The 22,652-nt window shown below is 41.3% G+C and carries 13 protein-coding genes and 1 pseudogene; 9 read left to right on the top strand and 5 right to left on the bottom strand.

What is annotated here, in order from left to right; translation table 11 throughout:
- Positions 1–3: 3 nt before the first annotated feature.
- Complete coding sequence (locus MS6x_RS06020) at positions 4–639, bottom strand: SanA/YdcF family protein (RefSeq protein ID WP_482606061.1); 636 nt, start codon at positions 637–639, stop codon at positions 4–6.
- A 284-nt stretch (positions 640–923) separates the two neighbouring features.
- On the opposite strand from MS6x_RS06020, the pseudogene MS6x_RS06015 reads away from it, so the two are divergent.
- Positions 924–4,130: pseudogene (locus MS6x_RS06015) on the top strand (methylmalonyl-CoA mutase family protein); the annotation flags it as partial.
- Positions 4,131–4,430: 300 nt separating this feature from the next.
- On the opposite strand, the gene MS6x_RS06010 reads toward MS6x_RS06015, so the two are convergent.
- Both MS6x_RS06010 and MS6x_RS06005 read right to left on the bottom strand, forming a co-directional pair.
- Positions 4,431–5,762, bottom strand: a complete 1,332-nt coding sequence (locus tag MS6x_RS06010; protein WP_482606060.1) for a Gfo/Idh/MocA family protein — start codon at positions 5,760–5,762, stop codon at positions 4,431–4,433.
- A 3-nt stretch (positions 5,763–5,765) separates the two neighbouring features.
- On the bottom strand, positions 5,766–7,172 hold the full coding sequence (locus tag MS6x_RS06005; protein WP_482606058.1) for a 3-keto-disaccharide hydrolase: 1,407 nt from the start codon (positions 7,170–7,172) through the stop codon (positions 5,766–5,768).
- A gap of 231 nt (positions 7,173–7,403) precedes the next feature.
- Between MS6x_RS06005 and MS6x_RS06000 the strand changes: the two genes are divergently transcribed.
- Together MS6x_RS06000 and MS6x_RS05995 are read left to right on the top strand one after the other, a co-directional pair.
- The gene (locus tag MS6x_RS06000; protein ID WP_482606056.1) at positions 7,404–8,282 is read left to right on the top strand and encodes an inositol oxygenase family protein; all 879 of its coding nucleotides are present in this window, start codon (positions 7,404–7,406) and stop codon (positions 8,280–8,282) included.
- 15 nt (positions 8,283–8,297) lie between these two features.
- Positions 8,298–9,869 carry a solute:sodium symporter family transporter gene (locus MS6x_RS05995; RefSeq protein ID WP_482606054.1) on the top strand — a complete coding sequence of 524 codons (1,572 nt, stop codon included), beginning with the start codon at positions 8,298–8,300 and terminating at the stop codon, positions 9,867–9,869.
- 32 nt (positions 9,870–9,901) lie between these two features.
- On the opposite strand, the gene MS6x_RS05990 is transcribed toward MS6x_RS05995, so the two are convergent.
- Positions 9,902–11,518 carry a UxaA family hydrolase gene (locus MS6x_RS05990; RefSeq protein WP_482606053.1) on the bottom strand — a complete coding sequence of 539 codons (1,617 nt, stop codon included), beginning with the start codon at positions 11,516–11,518 and terminating at the stop codon, positions 9,902–9,904.
- Positions 11,508–12,974: a tagaturonate reductase gene (locus MS6x_RS05985; protein WP_482606051.1), complete on the bottom strand. Its 1,467-nt coding sequence runs from the start codon at positions 12,972–12,974 to the stop codon at positions 11,508–11,510. The genes MS6x_RS05990 and MS6x_RS05985 overlap by 11 nt, the downstream gene beginning before the upstream one ends.
- Positions 12,975–13,295: 321 nt before the next feature.
- Here MS6x_RS05985 and MS6x_RS05980 point away from each other — a divergent pair, with 321 nt between their 5' ends.
- Genes MS6x_RS05980 through MS6x_RS05955 form a run of 6 tightly spaced genes read left to right on the top strand, consistent with a single transcriptional unit; the run spans position 13,296 to position 22,645 of the window.
- Complete coding sequence (locus MS6x_RS05980; protein WP_482606049.1) at positions 13,296–16,151, top strand: TonB-dependent receptor; 2,856 nt, start codon at positions 13,296–13,298, stop codon at positions 16,149–16,151.
- A 3-nt stretch (positions 16,152–16,154) separates the two neighbouring features.
- Positions 16,155–17,465: a DUF4249 domain-containing protein gene (locus MS6x_RS05975; RefSeq protein ID WP_482606048.1), complete on the top strand. Its 1,311-nt coding sequence runs from the start codon at positions 16,155–16,157 to the stop codon at positions 17,463–17,465.
- Positions 17,462–18,769 carry a DUF4249 family protein gene (locus MS6x_RS05970; RefSeq protein ID WP_482606046.1) on the top strand — a complete coding sequence of 436 codons (1,308 nt, stop codon included), beginning with the start codon at positions 17,462–17,464 and terminating at the stop codon, positions 18,767–18,769. The genes MS6x_RS05975 and MS6x_RS05970 overlap by 4 nt, the downstream gene beginning before the upstream one ends.
- Positions 18,766–20,082, top strand: coding sequence for a DUF4249 family protein (locus MS6x_RS05965; protein WP_482606044.1), 1,317 nt, complete (start codon positions 18,766–18,768; stop codon positions 20,080–20,082). The genes MS6x_RS05970 and MS6x_RS05965 overlap by 4 nt, the downstream gene beginning before the upstream one ends.
- The gene (locus tag MS6x_RS05960) at positions 20,079–21,437 is read left to right on the top strand and encodes a DUF4249 domain-containing protein (protein WP_482606043.1); all 1,359 of its coding nucleotides are present in this window, start codon (positions 20,079–20,081) and stop codon (positions 21,435–21,437) included. The genes MS6x_RS05965 and MS6x_RS05960 overlap by 4 nt, the downstream gene beginning before the upstream one ends.
- A complete protein-coding gene (locus MS6x_RS05955; protein WP_482606041.1) occupies positions 21,434–22,645 on the top strand; it encodes a DUF4249 domain-containing protein in 1,212 nt (403 codons plus the stop codon). The genes MS6x_RS05960 and MS6x_RS05955 overlap by 4 nt, the downstream gene beginning before the upstream one ends.
- The last annotated feature ends 7 nt before the right edge of the window (positions 22,646–22,652 follow it).

Genomic DNA, 22,652 nt, shown 5'->3' with positions numbered 1-22,652 from the left:
AAGCTAGCCTATAATCTCTTTATCTCCATAAAATCTGGGCTGTACTTTCAATGCCAAATCCAAGAACACTTTAACTCGTGCAAAATACTCGCGAAATTGAACACGTAGTCCAGACTCCAATGCAATGTCGGTTGCATTAAAACCAATTGCCTTTAGTCCCTTTTTTTCTGCGATATAGATAGCTCTTTCGTTATGAAATTTTTGAGATATAATCGTAACCTCTGTTAATCCAAAAACCTCTTTGGCACGTACCATAGAATCTAAGGTCCTGAAACCGGCATAGTCCAAAAAAATATGTTCCTCAGGAATTCCTTTGGCAACTAAATCCTTTTTCATGGTTGTTGGTTCGTTGTAGTAAATACTTCCATTGTCACCGCTAACGAGCACAAAATCTATTTTATCTGCAGTGTACAGGGTTACTGTCGCAGAAATTCTATTTTCATAATAGGGATTGGGCTGCCCTCCTATGATTTTTTTAGAGGTTCCTAGGATGAGCCCGACCTTATTTTTGGGTATCTGTGAAGTGCTGCTATAAGTTTTTCCCTCCGCAAACGAGTTAATGAGGTAATTGCAAATCAATAAGGCAAAAAGGGGAATCAAAAACAAAATAAACCCGATTCTCACTATTTTTTTTCGCATCTGTCAACCGTTCTAATTCTAAAGATAGCAAAATGGAATCGCACCAATGCTGACTACAATAATACTATTGTTTTGATTTTTTAGGAAACAATTTTCCTTTTAAAATTGATATAACGCTAAGCTTTTTGCTAAAACCTTGCAGTTCTTTTTGGAAAATGGGCAAATCACCTTAAAATCTATATTGATTTAAAATCTATTAGCCTATTATTCTTAAAGGCTGGCTAGTATGCATCACAGGAAAAGGCTTAAATTTGAGAGAGTTCGGTAATACTAAACCTTTCCAAATGAAAAATGTACCTCCTTATAAACCGGTAAATAAAATAAGAATTGTAACGGCCGCTTCTTTATTTGATGGTCACGATGCATCTATTAATATCATGCGGAGAATAATTCAGGCTACTGGTGTAGAGGTGATTCATCTGGGACATGACCGTAGCGTTGAGGAGGTCGTAAATACAGCAATTCAAGAAGATGTAAATGCCATATGTATTACTTCTTATCAGGGAGGACATAATGAGTATTTTAAATACATGTACGATTTGCTAAAGGAGCAGGGCAGCGAGCATATTAGAATTTTTGGCGGCGGCGGCGGCGTTATTCTTCCCCAGGAAATACAGGGGTTGATGGATTATGGTATCTGTCGGTTGTATTCCCCGGACGACGGAAGGGAAATGGGATTGCAAGGGATGATCAATGATTTGGTACGGCAGTCAGACTTTCCAGTTGGGGATAGTATCGATAATGAAGCGGATAGACTTCGAAAAAAAGATCACAAGGCCATTGCCAAATTGATTTCAGCAGCGGAGAATTTTCCCGATTTAGCTAAAAATGCATTGGACGCCGTGGAGGTATCGGCAAAGGATTCTAAAACCCCTGTATTAGGAATTACAGGGACGGGTGGCTCTGGTAAATCGTCACTGGTTGATGAATTGGTGCGACGGTTTCTCATGGATTTTCCGGAGAAAACCTTAGGAATTATCTCTGTTGACCCCTCAAAGCGAAAAACAGGCGGTGCCTTGTTAGGCGATCGCATACGGATGAACGCTATTAATAATTCTAGAGTCTATATGCGGAGTTTGGCAACACGGCAATCAAATCTTGCCTTGTCCAAACATGTTAACAAAGCTGTTGAAGTATTAAAGGCTGCACATTTTGACTTAATTATTTTGGAAACTTCGGGCATTGGCCAATCGGATACCGAAATTATTGAGCACAGTGATGTATCGCTGTACGTAATGACGCCCGAGTTTGGAGCGGCAACCCAGCTTGAGAAGATTGATATGCTGGACTTTGCCGACCTGGTGGCTATCAACAAATTTGATAAAAGAGGTGCCTTAGATGCTTTGCGCGATGTAAAAAAACAATACATGCGTAACCATAATCTTTGGGATGCCAAGCAAGAAGATATACCGGTGTTCGGAACCATTGCCTCCCAGTTCAACGATCCGGGAATGAATCGTTTGTATGGTGCTGTTCTAGAAGAGCTAGCAGAAAAAACAAAGGCACCATTAAACACTTCTTTTGATTTTGTAGCAGGTTCAAGTGAAAAAATTTATGTGATACCGCCGGCGCGGACGCGATATCTTTCTGAAATAGCGGAAAGCAATAGGGGTTATGACGCAACTGTTTTAGAACAATCCAAAACGGCCCAAAAACTATTTGGTATTTATAAGACCTTGGAATCCGTAAGTGGAGCTGTTGTGAAAATTGGAACACAAGGATTGGAATTAGGTGCCGACAGTAAGCGAACGCAAGAAACTAGGGACTTGTGTAAACTGTTGTTGGCGGAGTTCGATAGGGTAAAGCTAGACCTAGACCCCTATAATTGGAAGGTAATTCTTGAATGGCAAGATAAAGTTGCCAGCTATAAAAATCCGGTATATACCTTTAAAGTTCGTGATAAGGAATTAAAAATTGATACGCACACCACATCGCTTTCCCACTCGAAAATACCGAAAATAGCGTTACCAAAATATGAGGCTTGGGGTGATTTGTTACAATGGGTTTTACAAGAAAACGTACCAGGTGAATTTCCTTTTGCGGCAGGATTATATCCCTTTAAAAGGACGGCAGAGGACCCAACGCGCATGTTTGCGGGTGAAGGAGGTCCAGAACGGACCAACAGAAGGTTTCATTATGTAAGTATGGGGCTTCCTGCCAAACGATTATCTACCGCATTTGATAGCGTTACCCTATATGGGAACGATCCAGATTACAGACCTGATATTTATGGTAAAATAGGAAATGCAGGTGTAAGTGTTTGTTGTTTGGACGATGCAAAAAAACTCTATTCAGGTTTTAATTTGTCCGACCCAATGACTTCTGTGAGTATGACCATCAACGGACCAGCTCCTATGTTGCTTGCTTTTTTTATGAACGCTGCCATAGATCAACAGTGTGAATTTTATATCAGGGAAAACGGACTAGAAGATGAGGTGACTAAGAAAATAAACGCTATTTATGAAGGTAAACAGCGACCACAATACCATGGTGAACTACCCAAAGGAAACGATGGGTTAGGTTTATTCCTTTTAGGAGTTACAGGTGATGAGGTATTACCAAAAGAAGTATATCAAAAAATTAAAATGAAAACCATATCCGAAATCAGGGGTACGGTGCAAGCAGATATACTAAAGGAGGATCAAGCACAGAATACCTGCATTTTTTCTACGGAATTTGCACTAAGACTTATGGGTGATGTGCAAGAGTATTTTATTATGAATGCGGTACGTAATTTTTATTCGGTTTCTATTTCCGGCTATCACATTGCGGAAGCAGGAGCCAATCCTATTACCCAACTGGCCTTAACCTTGTCCAACGGATTTACATACGTAGAGTATTACCTTTCTAGAGGAATGGATATCAACGCTTTTGGACCAAACCTATCGTTCTTCTTTTCTAATGGAATAGATCCGGAATATGCCGTCATAGGTCGCGTAGCAAGAAAGATTTGGGCAAAGGCTATGAAACATAAATATGGAGCTAACGAGCGTGCGCAGATGTTGAAATACCATATTCAGACCTCCGGTAGAAGCTTGCATGCACAGGAAATAGACTTTAATGATATCCGTACGACATTACAGGCCTTATATGCTATTTATGACAACTGTAATTCCTTACATACAAATGCCTATGATGAAGCCATTACCACGCCAACCGAGGATTCGGTAAGAAGGGCCATGGCCATTCAATTGATTATCAATAAGGAATTAGGGCTTACCCAAAACGAAAACCCACTTCAAGGTTCTTTTATCATTGAAGAGTTAACGGATTTAGTAGAAGAAGCCGTTTTATTAGAGTTTGATAGGATAACTGAAAGAGGAGGAGTACTAGGTGCCATGGAAACGATGTACCAGCGAAATAAGATTCAAGAAGAGAGCTTGCATTATGAAACACTGAAACACAATGGAGACTTTCCGATTATAGGAGTAAATACATTTTTGAGTTCCAAAGGCTCTCCTACCATTCTCCCGGACGAGGTTATTAGGGCCACAACGGAGGAGAAAGAATATCAAATTAAAACATTGGAAAATTTGCACAATAGCGCGAACCAAGATGTTTTTTAGATAAGCTTAGAAAAACGGCGATGAACAACGAAAATATCTTTGAAACCCTTATGGAAGTAGGTAAACGTTGCTCTATAGGACAGATCACCAACGCGCTATTTGAGGTAGGTGGGCAGTATCGCCGAAATATGTAAGGACCTTAGGTTTCCAAAAGAATAAAAACAATAAAAAGGAGGATGTATAAAATTCGATTTACATATCCTCCTAATAAAAATTTAAACGAGTTTATAGTTTCGGCTCCCAACCTTTGGCATACTCCCTTTTCCAACTTTTCATGGCGTTATCGTTGTTGAGCACTTTTCCTGTTTTTTGGTCAACTTTTAAGGTTTCCCCGGCATCCTGTGCCATATTGCCCAAATGACATAGCATGGTGGAAATACTGGCATCGTTAATTTCGGCATGTAAAGAAGTATCACTGCGGATGGCATCAAAAAAGTTACCTACATGGTCTACATCTAAATTTCCTTCTCCACGGGTGTTGGTGGTAGCACTTTGGGCTTTTTCAAATTCCAACTTTACCGGATTTCCTTGTAAATCAAACTGTTTGTAAAAATTTCGGTCTAGTTGTATGATGCCGTTGCTGCCATAAATAGTTACGCCACGACCGGGTTGTTCTGGTAGTATTACGCCGCGGCTATGCCCGGTCCAGGTAATAAATTTATTGTCTTGATATTTGAACGTCACTTGCTGGTTGTCTACAAATTCCCAATCGTCGTCGTAGGTGTATTTTCCACCGAAGGAAGTTACACTTTGCGGTAAATCTACACCCAATGCCCAACGGCAGATATCTACCTCATGGGTTCCATTGTTGTGCATTTCTCCAGTGCCCCAAGTTTTGAACCAATGCCAGTTATAGGGGTGTATATTGTCTCGGTAATTCTCCCGTGGTGCCGGGCCTTGCCATAAATCCCAATCCAGTGTTTTTGGAACAGCAATTTCCTTGCCCTTACCAATAGAACCACGGTTATTGGAATAGTAGGCCTCTCCTTTATAGACTTCTCCAATCTCACCGGCCCTTATATCTTTTATGGCCTGTATCGAGGTTCTTGCTGACCGCTGTTGGTTTCCCATTTGAACCTTTTTGCCATATTTGTTCTGTGCGGCGACCAGTAGCTCATTTTCATGTGGATTATGACTGCAAGGTTTTTCTATATACACATGTTTACCAGCCTGCATGGCCATAATAGCCATTGGCGCATGCCAGTGTTCGGGTGTAGCTATGAAAACTGCATCTACATCTTTATCCTCCAATATTTTTCTAAAATCTTTTTCAACCTTAGGGACATAACCTATGGTCTTTTGGCACCAACTATTATGTTCTTCTATAATAACATCATCTACATCGCAGTTATACAGGATTTTTGCATTAATGTTGGCATGTATTGCCCTAACATGTGCTTTTGCCCTGCTACGTACACCAATTACAGCGCAATTAATGTGATCGTTGGCACCCACTATTCTTGTATTTCCCAGAGCGGTAAATGGCAGTCCTCCAATTGTTAAGGCCAACGAGCCCACTGTTGTCTTTTTAATGAAATCTCTTCTTTTGTTCGTCATGATCTAGTTGTTGGTTAGTGGCTTAATTTTAATGTTCTTAAAGCTTACATGGTCTCCGTGATCTTGCAGTAGGATTTGACCATTTTCCAATTCCCCAAAATTAGGCCAAGTAACATACTTACTGTTGGCCACCAGTTTTCTGTATTCATCGCTTTTGCGCACGTATTCTAGTACTTTGTCACCATTTAGGTAGTGCGCTACGGTGTCGTTTTTAGAACTGATGTGTGCCGTATTCCATTCTCCTATGGGTTTGATTGGTTTATTGACATCCGCTTGTATGAGGTCGTAGAGTGAAGCTACCGTTCTACTCCCTTCATGGTTTCCTAATTTGGCATCAGGATGTCTTTCATCGTCCAATAATTGGTATTCCAAACCAATGGAAGAGCCAGGGCCTTTGTTTAGTTCGGTGTCCACGTAATATTTAATTCCACTGTTGGCGCCTTCTGTCAGCTTAAAATCTACCATCAATTCAAAATCACTATATTTTTCTATGGTCACAATATCACCACCTGCAGCGGACTCTTCTCCACCCGATGATAATACCGTAAGTACACCATCTTGGATTTTCCAACCTTTATCTGGAAAACTTTCCGATTTAGCACCTCTCCAACCTTTGGTCGTTTTTCCGTCCCAAAGCATTTTCCAGCCTTGGTCAGCCTCATTTTTAGTTAGCTGATTAGTGTTATCTACCAACGGTAAAGGGCTTTTTTTGGCGTAATTTTCTAAGCTGTCGGTAAGGATGCGAATATTTTTCCAAATGATTTCGGTTCCTGGTTCTTGATCTTTTCCTATACTATGCACCTGTAGTCCAATGAACCCACTTTGCGTTTGGTCGTCTACCAAATGGGAGGCTGGGATTCCATTAATCCATGTCTTAAGTGTATCCCCTAAAGCTTCTATTCGATAGTGGTTCCAATCCTTTTGTTTGAATGCTTTTTTAGCAGCGGTATTTCCATCGGCTAAGGGATGTAGCCATCCTCTCCTGCCTTCGTCATAAATACCTGCACTCCAAGCTCTATCGGACGGATCTATTTCAATTTGATACCCATGTACCTGCCCATCTCTATAATAAGGATAGCTATTGCTACGTATTTGAATACCGGAGTTCATACTTGGGTCCACTTTATAATCTAGCTCCAAAATAAAGTCTCCATACATTTTATCGCTTGTAAGAAAAGAATTTGGGGTGTTGGATACTGTAGTGCCTACAATGGTACCTTCTCGTACCTCGTAGATAGCTTTGCCGCCTTTCTGTGTCCAGCCGTTTAAAGTTTCGTTATCAAAAAGGGCGACCCACGGGGTATCGTCTTTCTGCTGTTCCCCACAGGAATTAAAGATTATAAGAGCAATAAAAAGAAGAGTGATTTTGCCAAATGTTAAATTGATGAGGCAATTTGCTACATATTTCATTTGTAGTGGTTTATTTTTTGGTTTTTCTAAAGATATAAATTTTGAATGGTAATAAATATTGTGGTGTAATTGAAAATCCAGTATATTAAATTTTATACGACAGTATCCATGAAATCAATAATGAGTCGGTATATTTTCTTAAATATATTGATATATTTAATGTTTTGACCTAGGAATTATTAACAACGAAACCTTATCTTAGATTGCTAGTAACGGTTTAAATTTTAATCGATGAAAAATACTGCCAAGAACAATTTAAATTCCCCAATGCATGATGTAGACGATTGGGAGAACGACTTGTTGTCCAGATACCCCAATCCGCAAGAATCCAAGAAAACGAAAGAAGAGTTTCGCAACTATGTAGACTCGGATAGAGAGGCGGGAGTACGGGAGTTTTACCGTTTAAACCACCAATTTCAGACCTATGACTTTGTAGTAGAAAAGGAAAAGGATTTTTTGAAGTTCGATAGGCGCGAGATGTCCCTTTGGGACGCCGTAGACTTTTTAAATACCCTGGTAGACGATAGCGATCCGGATATTGAACTGGACCAGCTGCAACATCTACTGCAGACCTCTGAGGCTATTAGGGCAGACGGGCATCCAGATTGGTTTGTACTTACGGGATTCATTCATGATATGGGTAAAGTGCTGTGTCTTTTTGGAGAGCCGCAGTGGGCCGTTGTAGGGGATACATTCCCCGTGGGCTGTGCCTATTCCGATAAAATAGTATATCCAGAGTTTTTTAAGGATAATCCAGATTATAAAAACGCAACATTCCAAACCAAACTTGGCGTTTATGAAGAAAATTGTGGACTGGATAAGGTAAAGATGAGTTGGGGGCACGACGAGTATCTATACCAGATCGTAAAGGACCATTTACCAGACCAGGCACTGTACATGATCAGATATCATTCTTTTTATGCCCAACACAAGGAGGGTGCCTATGACCATTTGATGAACGCCAAGGACCATGAGTTGTTCGACTGGGTTCGAAAATTCAATCCCTATGATCTGTATTCCAAAGCACCCGTTCCACCAGATTCAAAAGCCTTACGGCCCTATTATGAGGATTTAGTGTCCAAATATTTGCCGGCAACCTTAAAGTTTTAAAGGGAGACCGCTCAAATGACAGCAACATATCTTGGTTTTTTCGGCTTTACCTTTTTCGTTATTTTGTATACCGTTTACAAACTGCGGAAAGATAATTTCAAAACAGCCAAGGGTTATTTTTTAGCGGGAAAAAGTCTAACGGGGCCTATCATTGCGGGTTCTATGATACTTACCAATATTTCTACTGAGCATCTCATTGGTATGAACGGTAGTTCCTATAAAAATGGCATTATTGTTATTGCTTGGGAGGTTACCTCCGCAATTGCTTTGGTCATCGCCGCTATATTTTTTCTACCGCGTTTTATTCGCATGGGACTCACAACCATTCCCGAGTTCTTGGAGAAACGGTTCGATGGCACTACGCGATCCATAGTCGCATTTTTATTGATGCTCTCTTTTGTGGTAACGCTTTTGCCCATTGTGCTTTATTCCGGAGCTATAAACATTGAAAGTGTTTTTGATTTCTCCACCCTATTCGATGTTTCCAGAACCAAGGCGATGGTCTATACTATTTTGGCCATTGGGGTAGTAGGGTCTTTGTATGCCATTTTTGGCGGACTTAAGGCAGTTGCCTATTCCGATACCCTTAACGGTATTGGGCTCATGCTGGGTGGCTTGCTAATACCTGCCATAGCACTGTACGAAATAGGTAGCGGTGATATGTTTACAGGGCTTTCAACGGTCTATAATTTTGCACCGGATAAGTTTGATATTATTGGTAAACCAGATTCGGTACTGCCATTTTCTGTTTTGTTTACGGGTCTAATGATTAATCAGATTTATTTTTGGGGGATGAACCAAGCCATTATCCAGCGCGCATTTGGCGCCAAAAACCTGGTAGAGGCGCAAAAAGGACTAATTTATACGGGTATTTTGAAGCTTTTTGTCCCCTTGATCATCGTACTCCCTGGGCTAATCGCCTATTACTATTTTCAGGATTCCTACTATGAAACACCGGATTTAATTTATCCCATGTTGGTCAAAAAAGTGTTGCCCACGTACATGTTCGGATTTTTCGCAGCCGTTATTTTGGGAGCGGTATTAAGTACATTCAATAGTGTATTGAATTCTGCCAGTACCGTTTTTTGCTATGATATCTATAAGAAGAGCTTTAATAAAAATGTATCCGATGCCAAATTGGTGAAATATGGAAAAATAGTTTCGGTCATCTTAGCGGTCATTTCAATTACTGTTGCCCCTTTGGTGGCCTATGCCCCGGACGGACTCTATTTTTTGCTTCAAGAGCTTAACGGTATTTTCTTCATCCCTATCTCATCGGTTATAATCGCAGGTATTTTTATAAAACGAATAAATGCAATCGGCGCTAAAGCTGGACTTTTCTTTGGTTTTACATTTTATATTTTGGCAACCTTTGTTATAAAGGTCGATATTCATTTTGTTCATTTGTGGGGCATAGAATTTGTTTTGAACTTCATCATTATGTTCGTTTTCTCTAAAGTTTATGCGGATAAGGCGGCACCCGTTGAGGTTCACTATCAAAGCGGGGAGAAAAGTTGGTCTCTCGTAAATATAATGGGGATTATTTTGGTCGTTGCTACGGTGCTTATATACGTTTTGCTTTCTTAAGCTTAGCGATATCGTTTTGACTATGCTATCGCTTACAAAGAGATCCCCCGTTTCCAAGGTATAAAATCATCTTGCCCTAAGATATCTGCTTTGGCAATGATTTCCCCACTGGCCACTTTAATAATATATTCCAAGAGCATTTCCCCCATTTCCGCAATGGTTTTATCTCCGGTGATTACACCTCCGGTATCCACATCAATAATATCGGGCATTCGTTCAGCAAGCTCATGGTTGGAGGATACTTTTATAACCGGGGCGATAGGATTTCCGGTAGGTGTTCCCAATCCGGTGGTAAAAATTACGACATTGGCGCCCGAACCTACCATGGCAGTTGTACTTTCCACGTCGTTACCGGGCGTGCATAAGAGGTTGAGTCCCGGCTGTGTAACATATTCTCCGTAGTCCAGAACAGCTGTAATAGGGGAGGTACCTCCTTTTTTTGCGGCACCAGCGGATTTCATGGCATCTGTTACTAGGCCGTCTTTGATATTGCCAGGAGACGGATTCATATCAAATCCCGAACCTGCTGCCTCGGCGGAAGCTTCATAAGCCTTCATAAGGCGCATAAAGCGTTCTGCATCGGCATCGGAAACACATCTGTTCACGAGCTCTTGTTCTACACCGCAAAGCTCCGGAAATTCTGAAAGAATGGGCGATCCGTCCAAAGCAGCTAAGACGTCGGAGGCATATCCTAAGGATGGGTTAGCGGATATGCCAGAGAAACCATCCGATCCGCCACATTCCAATCCCATTTTAAGCTTGGAGAGAGGTGCTGGTTGCCTAGGAATAGCGTTCGCTTTCTTAATCCCATCATAGGAGTGCCTTATGATCTGATTTAAAAGGTTGTCTACCGTGCCCATTTGCTGTTGCTCATAGATCAACAACGGTTTTTGCAGATTAGGATTTAAATGATGTAACGCATTTCTAAAAATATCGATCTGTAAGTTCTGGCAGCCTAAGCTCAATACCGTAGCTCCGGCAACGTTGGGGTTGTTTACATAGCCCGCAAGTAATCGCGCGAGACTTTCGGAATCTTGGCGTATGCCGCCACAACCTCCCTGATGGGTAATGAATTTTACTTGAATGTTTTCAAAAGTCGGTGAATTTTTATCCGTATCAATATCTATTGTGTCGCTTGTCTTACCATGGATCAATTGTCGTAATAAGAGGCGCTGCGAACTAATGTTTTTGATATTCAATTCTTTTTCAAAGACATCTTTTAGCACTTCGATATTTCTGTTCTCGCAAAATACCAAAGGGAAGAACAACCAAATATTCTGTGTCCCTACCTGTCCGTCCGGTCTGTGGTAGCCATTAAAGGTTCTGTTTTTCCATTGCGATAAATCCGGTGGGCTCCAGGTGGCAACTTGAGTTCTTTGTGTAACGCCTTGGGTTTGATGTTTTACATTTTCGGTCGTTAGCACTTCTCCTTTTTTGATTTTTGTAACGGTCTTGCCCACCAAAATACCGTACATGTAAATTTCGCTACCAACATCTAAAGCGTCTAGCGCTATTTTATGCTTTGCTTTGGTATCGGTTACGATTAAAACTTCTTCTTGTTCTAAAGTAGAAATCTCACCTCTGGATAAATCCACCAAGGCAATAGCTACGTTATCCTTTGGGTGTATTCGTATAAGCTTATAACACATGGTTTTTGGTCTTTTGTATGTTTTTTAAATGTATCCATCCCGTTTCTACGCCCACCCGTTCTATGAGCTGTATTGCTGTTGCTATGGTTTTTTCCAAACCGGGAACAAGGCTTAGGTTTTGTCCCCAAAAGTCGGTTTTTAACAAAGCGGCATGGGCAACTTTGCTGTAGTCTTTGGATTGCCAGATGTTGGAAAATTCCAATAGTACCGTTTCATCATCTTTTACGGGTAAGGTTTTCTCGCGCCATGTTCCACGATAAAAAACAAGAAGACATGCCAAGGAAAAAACCATGTGTAATGGCAACTCCTTTTTCAGTTTTGCGTATTCCAAAAGACTGGGAAGTACGCGTACTTTAAACTTGGAAATGGAATTAAGGGCAATGCTGGCCAATTGATGCTTTATAAACGGATTCTGGAATCGGTCAAATATATCGTGAGCAAATCCTTCCAATTCGTTTTTGTCCATGGCTATGATCGGTATAATTTCTTCAAAAACCAATGATCGGATAAAGGATCCTGTAAAAACATTGTCCATACTTTCCTTTACCGTTTGGTTGCCATAGAGTAGGTTTAACGGAACCATGGCCGTGTGGGCACCATTTAGAATACGTACTTTTCGGGTTCGGTAGGGCTGCATATCGCCCACAATGTTTACATCCAAGCTGGTTTTATGAAAGGGTAAATTTTCCTTTAGCTCGGCATCTCCTTCAATAACCCAAAGAAAAAAGGTCTCTGCCGAAACGATCAACTTATCTTCATAATCCAGTTGCGTAGTATAGGCATCCAGATCATCTTTAGGATATCCGGTTACAATACGATCTACCAAGCTATTATGAAAAGAGCAGGCATCGTTTAACCAGGTGGAAAAGTCCTTTCCCAAATGCCATAGCGAACAATATTCTAAAATAATTTCTTTTAAGGTGCTGGCGTTATAATTGATTAATTCACAAGGAATTACAGTTAGGCCTTTTTCCTTGTCCCCATTAAAATGTGTAAATCGTTTATACAGCAGCAGCGTTAATTTAGCGGGGAAAGAATTTGGAGGTTGCATTTGTAAGGTATCCTTAGGGTCAAAAGCAATACCTGCCTCGGTAGTATTGGAAATAACGAACTGTAGTTCGGGTTCCTTGGCCAGAGCAATGTATTTCTCAAATTCGATGTAGGGGTTTATCGCTTTTGTAATGTTTGTAATGATTTCTTTTTCTTCGACCGCTTGCCCATTTTTTATTCCCTTGCAAAATAAGGTGTAGAGGCCGTCTTGTGCCCTTAATTGGGGAGTCGTCCCATTCGGTATCGGCTGTACGACCGCAATGCCCCCGTTAAAATCCGATTGTTTGTTCAGTTCTTGGATCGCCTGTCCTATAAAGGCGCGTAGAAAGTTTCCCTCCCCAAACTGTACAATTTTTATGGTTGGTTTTTTACTAAGATTTAGGTGCTGTAAGTTTAGCTTCTTCATGTTTTTTGAAGGATGGATAAGATAAAAGGTTATTTGAATTTGCTATACACCGTTCAAGGTATAAAATTGAAATTAGAAATTCTTTTGGAAAAGCAATACTTCATCCAGAATATTGCACTACTTGGATAGGATAACGTTTATTATGTTAATGTGTAACCGATGAATAATATCCCTAATGTTTGCGAAATTCTCAGCTTAAAAGTTGAAAAACCAATAAAACCAGCTTAAATACTGTTAAGAAAAACCAAAATAAGATGGTGAATTTAACACTTTTAATAGAACGGCTATCGTATTTTAGTAAACCAACCAGAACATACGAAAATGATATTTTTTCCCAATACCCGATTACACAGTATAGCAATTCCATTGTTGGCTTCTTTGGTTAAGAAGCTAAGCAAGAAAGGTTTTCTTTTTTTTTTCGTAGGAATTATTTTTATACTGCCCGTTAATGCGCAAGAAACAGAAACAGAAACAGTATCGGGATCCTATACCCAGGTTTCCTTAGAGGAGGTGCTTTTGGATTTGGAGAGGCAAAGTAGCTATGACTTTTTTTTCTTAAAAGAATGGGTAGGCAAAGATACCATTACCGTTTCATTTGAGAACCAACCTATTTCTTTGGCGCTGGACCAAGTTTTGGAAGGCACTAGTTTGAACCATTACGTTCTTGAGGAAGAAAAACGAATTGTCTTGTTGGAAAATACTGTGGTTTATGACGAGTTGCCCCTTTATTTTTTTGGTAAGGATAGCACCGATGTTCGTATTGGAACGGTCGGGGCTGCCGGAAACCCTCCCCCACCAACTTTCTTTAATGAAGATGTCCGGCAAACAGAAAGAAACTATGGGGTATCCAAGGTAGGCAAGGCAGATGTTTCAAAACTTAAATCGGCCTATGTACTAAGTGGTAAAGCGTTCAATGCCCGAACTGGAGAGGTTTTAGAAGATTTGGCCATTCGAGTAAAAGGAACCAATCTGTTAAGTGTAACCGATGCCCAAGGTAATTTTAAATTGGAACTTCCAGCTGGTTATAATGTGTTAAGTATAAGGGCAATGGGAATTGCCTCTACCGAGCGGGAAGTAATCATGTATAGTGATGGCAGTTTAAATTTTCAACTGGAAGAGGGCTTGCAGCAATTGGACGAGGTCATTGTAGAGGCCGATGCCGCCAAAAATGTAGAGGATGCCATTACTGGTAGCGAGCAGATAGATTCCGAGGAATCCAAGAATATTCCTCTGGTCCTTGGAGAACGCGATATTTTGCAAGTGGCCAAGGCGCTTCCGGGCATATCATCTGCGGGAGAAGGCGCAACCGGCCTCAACGTAAGAGGAGGAAAAACAGACCAGAATCTGGTACTTTTAGACGATGCGGTCATTTATAATCCACAGCACTTTTTTGGAATTTTTCAGGCTTTGAACCCATTTACTACAAAAGGGGTGGATATTTACAAAGGGGCCGTGCCTGTGGAATTTGGAGGCCGGTTGTCCTCAGTTTTTGATATCCGCACGAAAAATGGAAACGTGGAGGAGATTTCCGGTGAAGGGTCCATAGGTCCTGTTACCGGAAACCTAGCTTTGGAGATTCCTTTGCAAAAAAATAAATCCTCATTGGTGGTGGGAGGTAGAGGAGCCTATGCAGATTGGATTTTGCGTTCCCTCGATGACGAGGCCCTAAACAATAGTCAAGCTTCTTTCTTTGATGGCATCCTTAAGTATCACAACAGAATAGACGATAACAATGAAGTAAAAGCTACAGCGTATTACAGTCGTGATGCATTTAGCATTACTTCGGACTCCTTATATAATTATGACAACCGACTCTTTTCGGTACGCTGGGACCACCGCTACAATGAGAAGACCAATGGTGCGCTGGTATTGGATAATAGCCGCTATGGGTTTGGAATCGATTTTGACGGAGAGGCCAATATAGATTTTGATTTGGACTATTCCATTGCGGAGACCGGAGTAAAGTATAAACTTAGGACCGTATTAAACGATAAACATACTTTAGACTATGGTGTTGCGGCAAAGCTGTATGCTGTAAATCCCGGTAGTATTGTGCCAACGGGAAGCGAATCCAATGTAAATCCAGTTTTTATAGATGATGAGCAGGCCTTGGAGGGGGCGCTCTTTATTGGGGACGAAATTAATGTAGGAGAAAAACTGTTGTTGAATTTGGGACTCAGGTACGCCTTTTTTGCGGCCCTAGGCTCTGGTACCCAACGTACGTATCAAGATGGATTACCACGAAACGAGTCTACCGTTTTAGATACAATTAGCTATGGCGGCGGCGATGTGATAAAAACCTATGGCGGTCCCGAGGCAAGAGTGTCGGCGCGCTATTTGCTCAAACCGGATCTTTCCATTAAGGCAAGTTTCAATAATTCTTACCAATTTCTGCACACCTTATCCAATAACACCACGGTGTCTCCTATAGATACTTGGAAGCTTTCAGATCTTAATATAGAACCTCAACAAGGGTATCAGGCTTCTTTGGGTATCTATAAGAACTTCAAGGAAAATGAATATGAGTTGAGCTTAGAGGGGTATTATAAAAGAATGGATAACGTGCTGGATTTTAAAACAGGAGCCAACTTGTTTCTTAATGAAAATGTTGAGACCGAAGTTTTACAAGGAGATGGCAAGGCGTATGGGGTAGAATTGCTATTAAAAAAGAACAGGGGTAATCTTAATGGTTGGTTGAGCTATACCTATTCCAGAAGCCTATATCGTTTTGATAGTGAGTTCAGCGAGGAGCGCATCAATAACGGAGATTTTTTCGCTTCCAACTTTGATAAGCCTCATGATGTAAGCCTTATTACGAATTACAAGTTCAGTAAGCGGTACAGTCTATCGGCAAATTTTGTATATCAAACAGGTAGGCCGGTAACCTATCCCATTGGTACGTTTCGATTTAATAATGCCGATTTTGTCGCCTTTAGTAACCGAAACGAGTTTAGGATTCCCGATTTCTACAGGTTGGATTTAGGGTTCAATATAGAAGGTAATCATAAAAAGAACAAGCTTGCCCATAGTTTTATCACCATTTCGGTCTACAATGTATTGGGAAGAAATAATCCCTATTCGGTCTTTTTTGTGACCGAAAACGGAGAGGTAAAGGCCTTGCAGAGCTCTATTTTTGCCATTCCTATTCCGTCGATTACCTATAATTTTAAGTTTTGAAAATTGCAAAAAAGAAAAAGAAGAAATATAGTTTTATGGACTTTTGCTTGTAGTATTCTCTGCGGGGCAACGAGCTGTATAGATGAATTTGAGGCAGAAAATTTAACAGATGTTTTGGCGGGAGCACTGGTTATTGATGCCAGAATCTCCGATGAGTACACGCAACATGCCGTTTTTCTATCGCGTACCTTTTCGTTAGAAGATTCAGAGCCGCTACCTGAAGCAGGGGCGCAGGTGTATATTTCAGATGAATTGGGCAACCGTATTAACTTTTCGGAAACTGCTCCGGGTATATACAATACCAATGGTGCAATTACTTTGGCCCAAGGCACAGAATATACGTTGGAGGTTACCACGGTAGATGGAGTCAGGTACATCTCGGATAAGGCCGTGTTACCGAACAAAGTGGAGATTAAGGGGCTACGAGCGGAAAAAAGAATAAATGGTTTTGAAACCGAGGGTATTGCAATTTTAGTTGATAATGCGGATACGTTTAACTCCCCTAATTACTACCGGTATGAATATGAGGAGACTTACAAGATTGTAGCCCCTTATGTAAATCCTTTTGATTGGGACGAAATTGACTACGATATTAATGACGGTGATGGTTGGGAGGTTACAGTTGCCGCCCGTGATGAACGGGTAGATGTTTGTTTTGGAAACAACAGGTCAAGAAATATTATTCTAGCGTCAACGGCAGTACTTAACGCCAATATCTTGGAGGACTTTGAGGTAAGGTTTGTAGGACGCGATAACCCTGCGATTTCGCATCGCTACAGTATTTTGGTAAAACAGTACCACCATGATATCAATGCAAACTCATTTTTCAACTTACTTGAAGATTTCTCAAGTATTGAGAATGTTTTTAGTAACGTACAGACCGGAAGCTTTGAAGGGAATATAACCGTACAAAACTCTGATGCCGCAATGGTTTTTGGGTATTTTGAATTGAGTTCGTACAGCGAAAAAAGACTATTTTTTAATTATGAGGACTATTATCCTAACGAAGCATTCCCACCTTACTTTACCAATTGCGCTACAGGAGCACCTGCATTATACCCAGAAGGTTTCCATATTACACCGGCCGCTGATGGTAACGGATTTGTGATCGATGGTGCCGACGGATCCCCTTTGATCGATGGTATCTTAGCCGGTCTTTATGCCTATCATGCCGATAACGAGGACTATGAAGATTACATAAGCAGGGAGGGAGGCATCGGTGGTGCTGCTCCATTTTTGGTGAAGCCCCTCGGCTGTGTGGATTGTACCGTATTCGGAAGTAACGTTGTACCAGAATTTTGGATAGAAGAATGAAAAAAATAATCCTTTCAATAGCGCTTTTGTTCTCGGCTATCTCTTGTATAGAGGAGGTAGATTTGGCTATTGGCTCCGTTGAACAAACTAGGGATATCGTAATTATAGAAGGTACGCTAACAAATGAGTTTAAGAACCACCGCATCACCGTCACCAGAATGGATACGATAACCGACCTTGAGGTAGACACGTTAATAAATCCGTTCCTGCCAACATTCGATATTGAACGGGATTTAGTACGATACGAAGAGGGTGCAACTATAGTGGTAACGGATAACCAAGGAAATGCATTTGCTTTCGAGGAGTCGAGTCCTGGAAATTACGAATCCGTAATTCCGTTTAGTGCCGAACAGGATGTCGCCTACGAACTAAACGTCATAACCACGGACAATAGGAGTTTTTCTTCTGTTCCCACGCAGATAGAAGGAACATCGGCAATAGTGGAATTATATGCTGAAAAAATAGTGAACGATATTGGCGAGGAAGGTATTGGGATTTTTGTAGATAATACGGCTCAGAGTGGTGATGTAAGAAACTTAAGATATACGTATGATGAAACCTATAAGATAATTGCTCCCTTTTGGGATGAACTTGCTTTTAAATTAAGCAATTACGACCCCTGTGCGCTTCCTGTAGTAACCTATGATCTAGAAATAGTACCACGGGAAACAGAGCAACGGGTTTGTTATGGAAGTAAAAGTTCCAATACCATTATACAGGCGCAGCAAACAAATCCGGAGAGTACGGGCTTAAACCGCTTTATGGTGCGGTTTATTGACCGAAGTGATTTCATTCTATCCCATCGATACAGTATCGAGGTTACCGAAATGGTAACGAGTCAAGAGTCCTTTGGTTTCTATGATTTATTGAATAATTTTAGTGAGACAGGGAATATTTTTACACAGATCCAGCCTGGTTTTTTAGAGGGTAATATGGTTGCTGATGACGGTAGCCAAGGAACCGTTTTGGGTTTCTTTGACGTAGTGTCGCAATCTAAAAAGCGTTTATTTTTCAATTATACAGATTTTTATCCGAACGAAGAATTACCCGATTATCCTTTTCCATGTTTTGAACAGTCCTCTCCCGAATCGCATCCGTCACGTTGTGACCCTATGGCCGGAGGGAGCACTTGTCCCTTGTCTATTATAGAAGGTGTAAACTTAGACTTGTATACCTATGTAAGAAACAATGATGGTTTGGCAGTAGGTGCTTGTCCTGGGCCTTATGTGTATGTCTTTAAACTTTGCGGTGATTGCACTGCCCTAGGAAGTAATATCGTACCTGAATTTTGGACGGAAGAATGAGAAAAATAGTCTTTTCCATAGCGCTTTTGTTCTCGGCCATCTCTTGTATAGAAGAGGTGGATTTAACCATTGGGTCACCTAACAGGACTTTGGATATCCTGATAATAGAGGGCACCCTTACAGATGAGTTCAAAAATCAGCGAATAAATATAAGTCGAATGGATACCCTGATCGACTTGGCTATAGATTCTCTTTTTAGTCCGTTTACACCGATTCGGGACATCAACCGGGATTTGGTGAGGTATGAAGAAAATGCCACGGTATCGGTTCTGGATGCATCTGGAAATGCCTTTATTTTTAAGGAATCAAGTCCCGGGATTTACGACTCATCAGAACCCTTTGCTGCAAGTTTAGGTAATGAGTACATATTGAAGGTGACCACGGCAGACGATAGAGGGTTTTCGTCAACGGCAATGGTCTTGGAGGGCACTTCAAAAATCAGTGACCTTTATGCCAATCAAACGGTAAACGAATCAGGAGAAGAGGGTATCGGGATTTTCGTGAGTAGCGAGCCTGATGCAGGAAGTGTAAGTAACGTTCGTTTTTCCTATGACGAAACCTATAAAATCGTTGCGCCTTTTTGGAGTGATAAGGATTTTAAACTAAGCAATTACGACCCATGTGCACTGCCTGTTCCAACATATGATTTAGAAATAATAGATAGGGAGGAGGAGCAACAGACCTGCTATGGCAATACCGTTTCCAATACCATCATTCAGGTACAGCAGAACAAAAAATCGAGCAGTGGTTTGCAAGACTATATGGTGCGGTTCATTGATCGTGATAACTACATCCTTTCGCACCGCTACAGTGTAGAGGTAACTCAAATGGTAGCCGGCTCTGAATCCTTTGGTTTTTACGAGCAATTGAAGAATTTTAGCCAAACGGGAAACGTTTTTTCGCAGGTACAGCCCGGTTTTTTAGAAGGCAACCTCTCGGCAGATGATGATGGGAAGGTTGGAACAGTTATCGGATTTTTCGATGTAGTCTCCGTATCTAAAAGGAGACTATTTTTTAACTATACCGATTTTTATCCTGAGGAAGCCTTGCCCCCGTATGTGTTCAATTGCAACGAAATTTCGGCACCGGAGTCACATGCTTCCTTTTGTCTTTCGGGCCAAGGTGGTGGTTCCGGCGGTTGTCCGCAATCGGTTATCGAACGTGTTAATTTGAATCTTATTAGCTTTGTGAGGAACAATGACGGTTTGGCCGTTGGTGTTTGTCCGGGCCCACATGTCTTTGTGTTTAAGATTTGTGGGGACTGTACGTTATTAGGAAGTAATATCGTACCTGAATTTTGGACAGAAGAATGAGGGAACGAACTTACATACTAGTAGTTGGCACTATGGCTTTAGCAAGCTGTATTGAGCCTATTGATGTAAGTCCGGTGGTTAATTCGGCTGCCGATAATTCTGGTATTTTAGTAGTCGAAGGGAATTTAACAGATGAACAGGGTGCTGCCCAACACGTATTCTTAAGCAGGTCTAGACGTATTGAAAGCGATAGTACAGTTAACGTTGAAGAGGATGTGTTGTTTAGCCCAAACACGCCTTTTATTTCCCCTAGGGGACTGGATGTGGATCCTGAGCAAAACGCCAGTGTCGAAGTAACTAATAGCTCTGGAAATCGTATAGAATTTACCGAAAGTGAACCTGGTATTTACACAGCGCCAGAGACATTCTTTGCAGAACGTGGTATGGGCTACACGCTAAGTATAAACACAAATGACGGGGCAAGCTATAGTTCTATGGAAATGACGATAGTGGGAGCTTCTCAAATAGACAATCTATATGCCGAACGTATCGTTTCCGATACTGGAGTAGATGGCATGGGTGTTTTTGTGGATACGACCGACCCAACAAACGAGACGTCCTATTTTAGATATGCTTTTGAGGAAACCTATAAAATTATTGCGCCAAATTGGAGACCTTTTGAGTTTGAGATTATAGAGGAGGGTGGAGCGCCTATTTTAGATGAGGACACCGGAGAGTTTCTGGGATTTACCGTTCCCGCAGTTCGGTTGATAGAGAAGAGGCGTGAAGAGCGGGTTTGTTTTAAGACTGACCCCTCTCAGGATATTTTGGTTGCTGATGTTTCCGGACTCAATACGAATTCTTTGTTCCGAAATCAATTGAGGTTTATTAATAGCAACAATCCAATCTTGTCACATCGATACAGTATTTTAGTAAAGCAGATGGCTATCTCCTTTGCTTCCTATCAATTCTATGAAAATCTTAGAAATTTTACTCAAAGCGAGTTGGTGTTCAGTCAGGTACAGCCAGGGCCTCTAGAAGGTAATATTACCAGTGAATCTTCTCAAAATAAGGTGATTGGTTTTTTTGATGTGAGCAGCGTAGCAACTCAAAGGTTATATTTTAATTATACGGATTTTTACCCCGGAGAACCCCTACCTCCTTATTTTGGCACCGTCACTTGTGAGCGTTTTTTGAGTCCGCCATTAGGAGACCCTGAACTGGATGGCCCTCCAGATCCATTTGGGCCATGTCCCGAGCCACTTGTCCCAAGAATTAAATTAGGTTTGGTAGAATGGTTGGCTAGTAACGAACCGGGGGTTTGTGAAGGACCTTATCAAGTAACACCGACGATATGCGGGGATTGTAATATAGTCGGTAGTAATATCGTACCTGAATTTTGGACAGAAGAATGAGAAAAATATTGTACATCCTAGTTTTGATATCAGTTTTGGCAAGCTGTGTAGAACCCTTTGATATTACAGGTGAAGTGGCAACAGGTGAGAATATTGAAACGTTTTTGGTGGTGGAGGCAACGCTTACCAGTGAACTAAAACAGCAGGAAGTGCTCTTGGGCAGAGGGCGAAGTTTTGCAAATGACTCCATACAACCCGTAACCCAAAATGCTAATGTGAACGTAATAGATGGTAACGGCACTACCTTTTCATTTTCTGAATTGGAACCGGGACGCTATATTTCCGACCGAACCTTTCAAGCGCTACCCAATACCACGTATCAATTGAATATCACTACCGCCCAAGGCAGTTCCTTTGCATCTGAACTGGTTTCCCTTCCCGAAACGGCTTCCATTGCTGACGTATATGCGGAGCGCACCACCAATGATTTAGGTGTTGAGGGTATCGCCATTTATGCAGATTCTAGGGTTGCGCAGGGCGAAGCACCATTTTTACGCTATCAATATGAAGAAACCTATAAAATTATTGCGCCCCTATGGTCGCCTTTTGATATGGTGGTAACAGACCCTAATCCTCCTTATGGTTTCGCGTTGGTACCCAAGGAGGAAGAGAAACGGGTATGTTACGGTACACAATTGAGTAATCGCATTATTCAAAGTAGCGCCTTGAACAGGTCAGGTAACGAGATCAATAAAAATTTGATGCGTTTTATTCCCAGAGATGATTTTATTATAAGCCATAGGTATAGTATTCTGGTAAGGCAGCTAGTTCAATCTCCCGATGCTTATTCATTTTACCGTACCTTAGAAGAACAGGCCGGTAGCGAAAGCGTTTTTACAGAAATTCAGCCTGGGTTTATAGAAGGAAATATGTCGAATACGGATAATCCGAATGAAAAGGTACTTGGTTATTTTGAAGTGGCCAACGCAAGCCAAGAACGCTTGTTCTTTAACTATGCCGATTTTTTCCCAGACGAAGATCTGCCGCCTTATGCCATACGTTGTAGTTTTTTGGGCGCGCCATCAGAGCTAACACCAGCAGGAACATCCCCATTAAAGGACGCAATAGATAGTGGTTTTTTTGTTTATGTAAGGAATAATAACGGAGAAGTTGCGCCGCCTGCAGGTCCTTATTTGACAGCGCGTAGAGCATGTGGTGATTGTACCGCTCTAGGAAGTAATGTTGTACCCGATTTTTGGATAGAATAATATGAGA

This window comes from Maribacter sp. MS6, assembly GCF_056839185.1.
Note: the sequence above shows the minus strand (reverse complement) of the source record. Positions and strands in the feature narration are given on the sequence as shown.

Excerpts from the sequence above, each read along its gene's own strand:
- MS6x_RS05985 (WP_482606051.1), bottom strand. The coding sequence starts at position 12,974 with ATGAAGAAGCTAAACTTACAGCACCTAAATCTTAGTAAAAAACCAACC.
- MS6x_RS06000 (WP_482606056.1), top strand. The coding sequence starts at position 7,404 with ATGAAAAATACTGCCAAGAACAATTTAAATTCCCCAATGCATGATGTA.
- MS6x_RS06020 (WP_482606061.1), bottom strand. The coding sequence starts at position 639 with ATGCGAAAAAAAATAGTGAGAATCGGGTTTATTTTGTTTTTGATTCCC.
- MS6x_RS06010 (WP_482606060.1), bottom strand. The coding sequence starts at position 5,762 with ATGACGAACAAAAGAAGAGATTTCATTAAAAAGACAACAGTGGGCTCG.
- MS6x_RS05995 (WP_482606054.1), top strand. The coding sequence starts at position 8,298 with ATGACAGCAACATATCTTGGTTTTTTCGGCTTTACCTTTTTCGTTATT.
- MS6x_RS06005 (WP_482606058.1), bottom strand. The coding sequence starts at position 7,172 with ATGAAATATGTAGCAAATTGCCTCATCAATTTAACATTTGGCAAAATC.
- MS6x_RS05965 (WP_482606044.1), top strand. The coding sequence starts at position 18,766 with ATGAGAAAAATAGTCTTTTCCATAGCGCTTTTGTTCTCGGCCATCTCT.
- MS6x_RS05970 (WP_482606046.1), top strand. The coding sequence starts at position 17,462 with ATGAAAAAAATAATCCTTTCAATAGCGCTTTTGTTCTCGGCTATCTCT.
- MS6x_RS05955 (WP_482606041.1), top strand. The coding sequence starts at position 21,434 with ATGAGAAAAATATTGTACATCCTAGTTTTGATATCAGTTTTGGCAAGC.
- MS6x_RS05990 (WP_482606053.1), bottom strand. The coding sequence starts at position 11,518 with ATGTGTTATAAGCTTATACGAATACACCCAAAGGATAACGTAGCTATT.
- MS6x_RS05960 (WP_482606043.1), top strand. The coding sequence starts at position 20,079 with ATGAGGGAACGAACTTACATACTAGTAGTTGGCACTATGGCTTTAGCA.
- MS6x_RS05980 (WP_482606049.1), top strand. The coding sequence starts at position 13,296 with ATGATATTTTTTCCCAATACCCGATTACACAGTATAGCAATTCCATTG.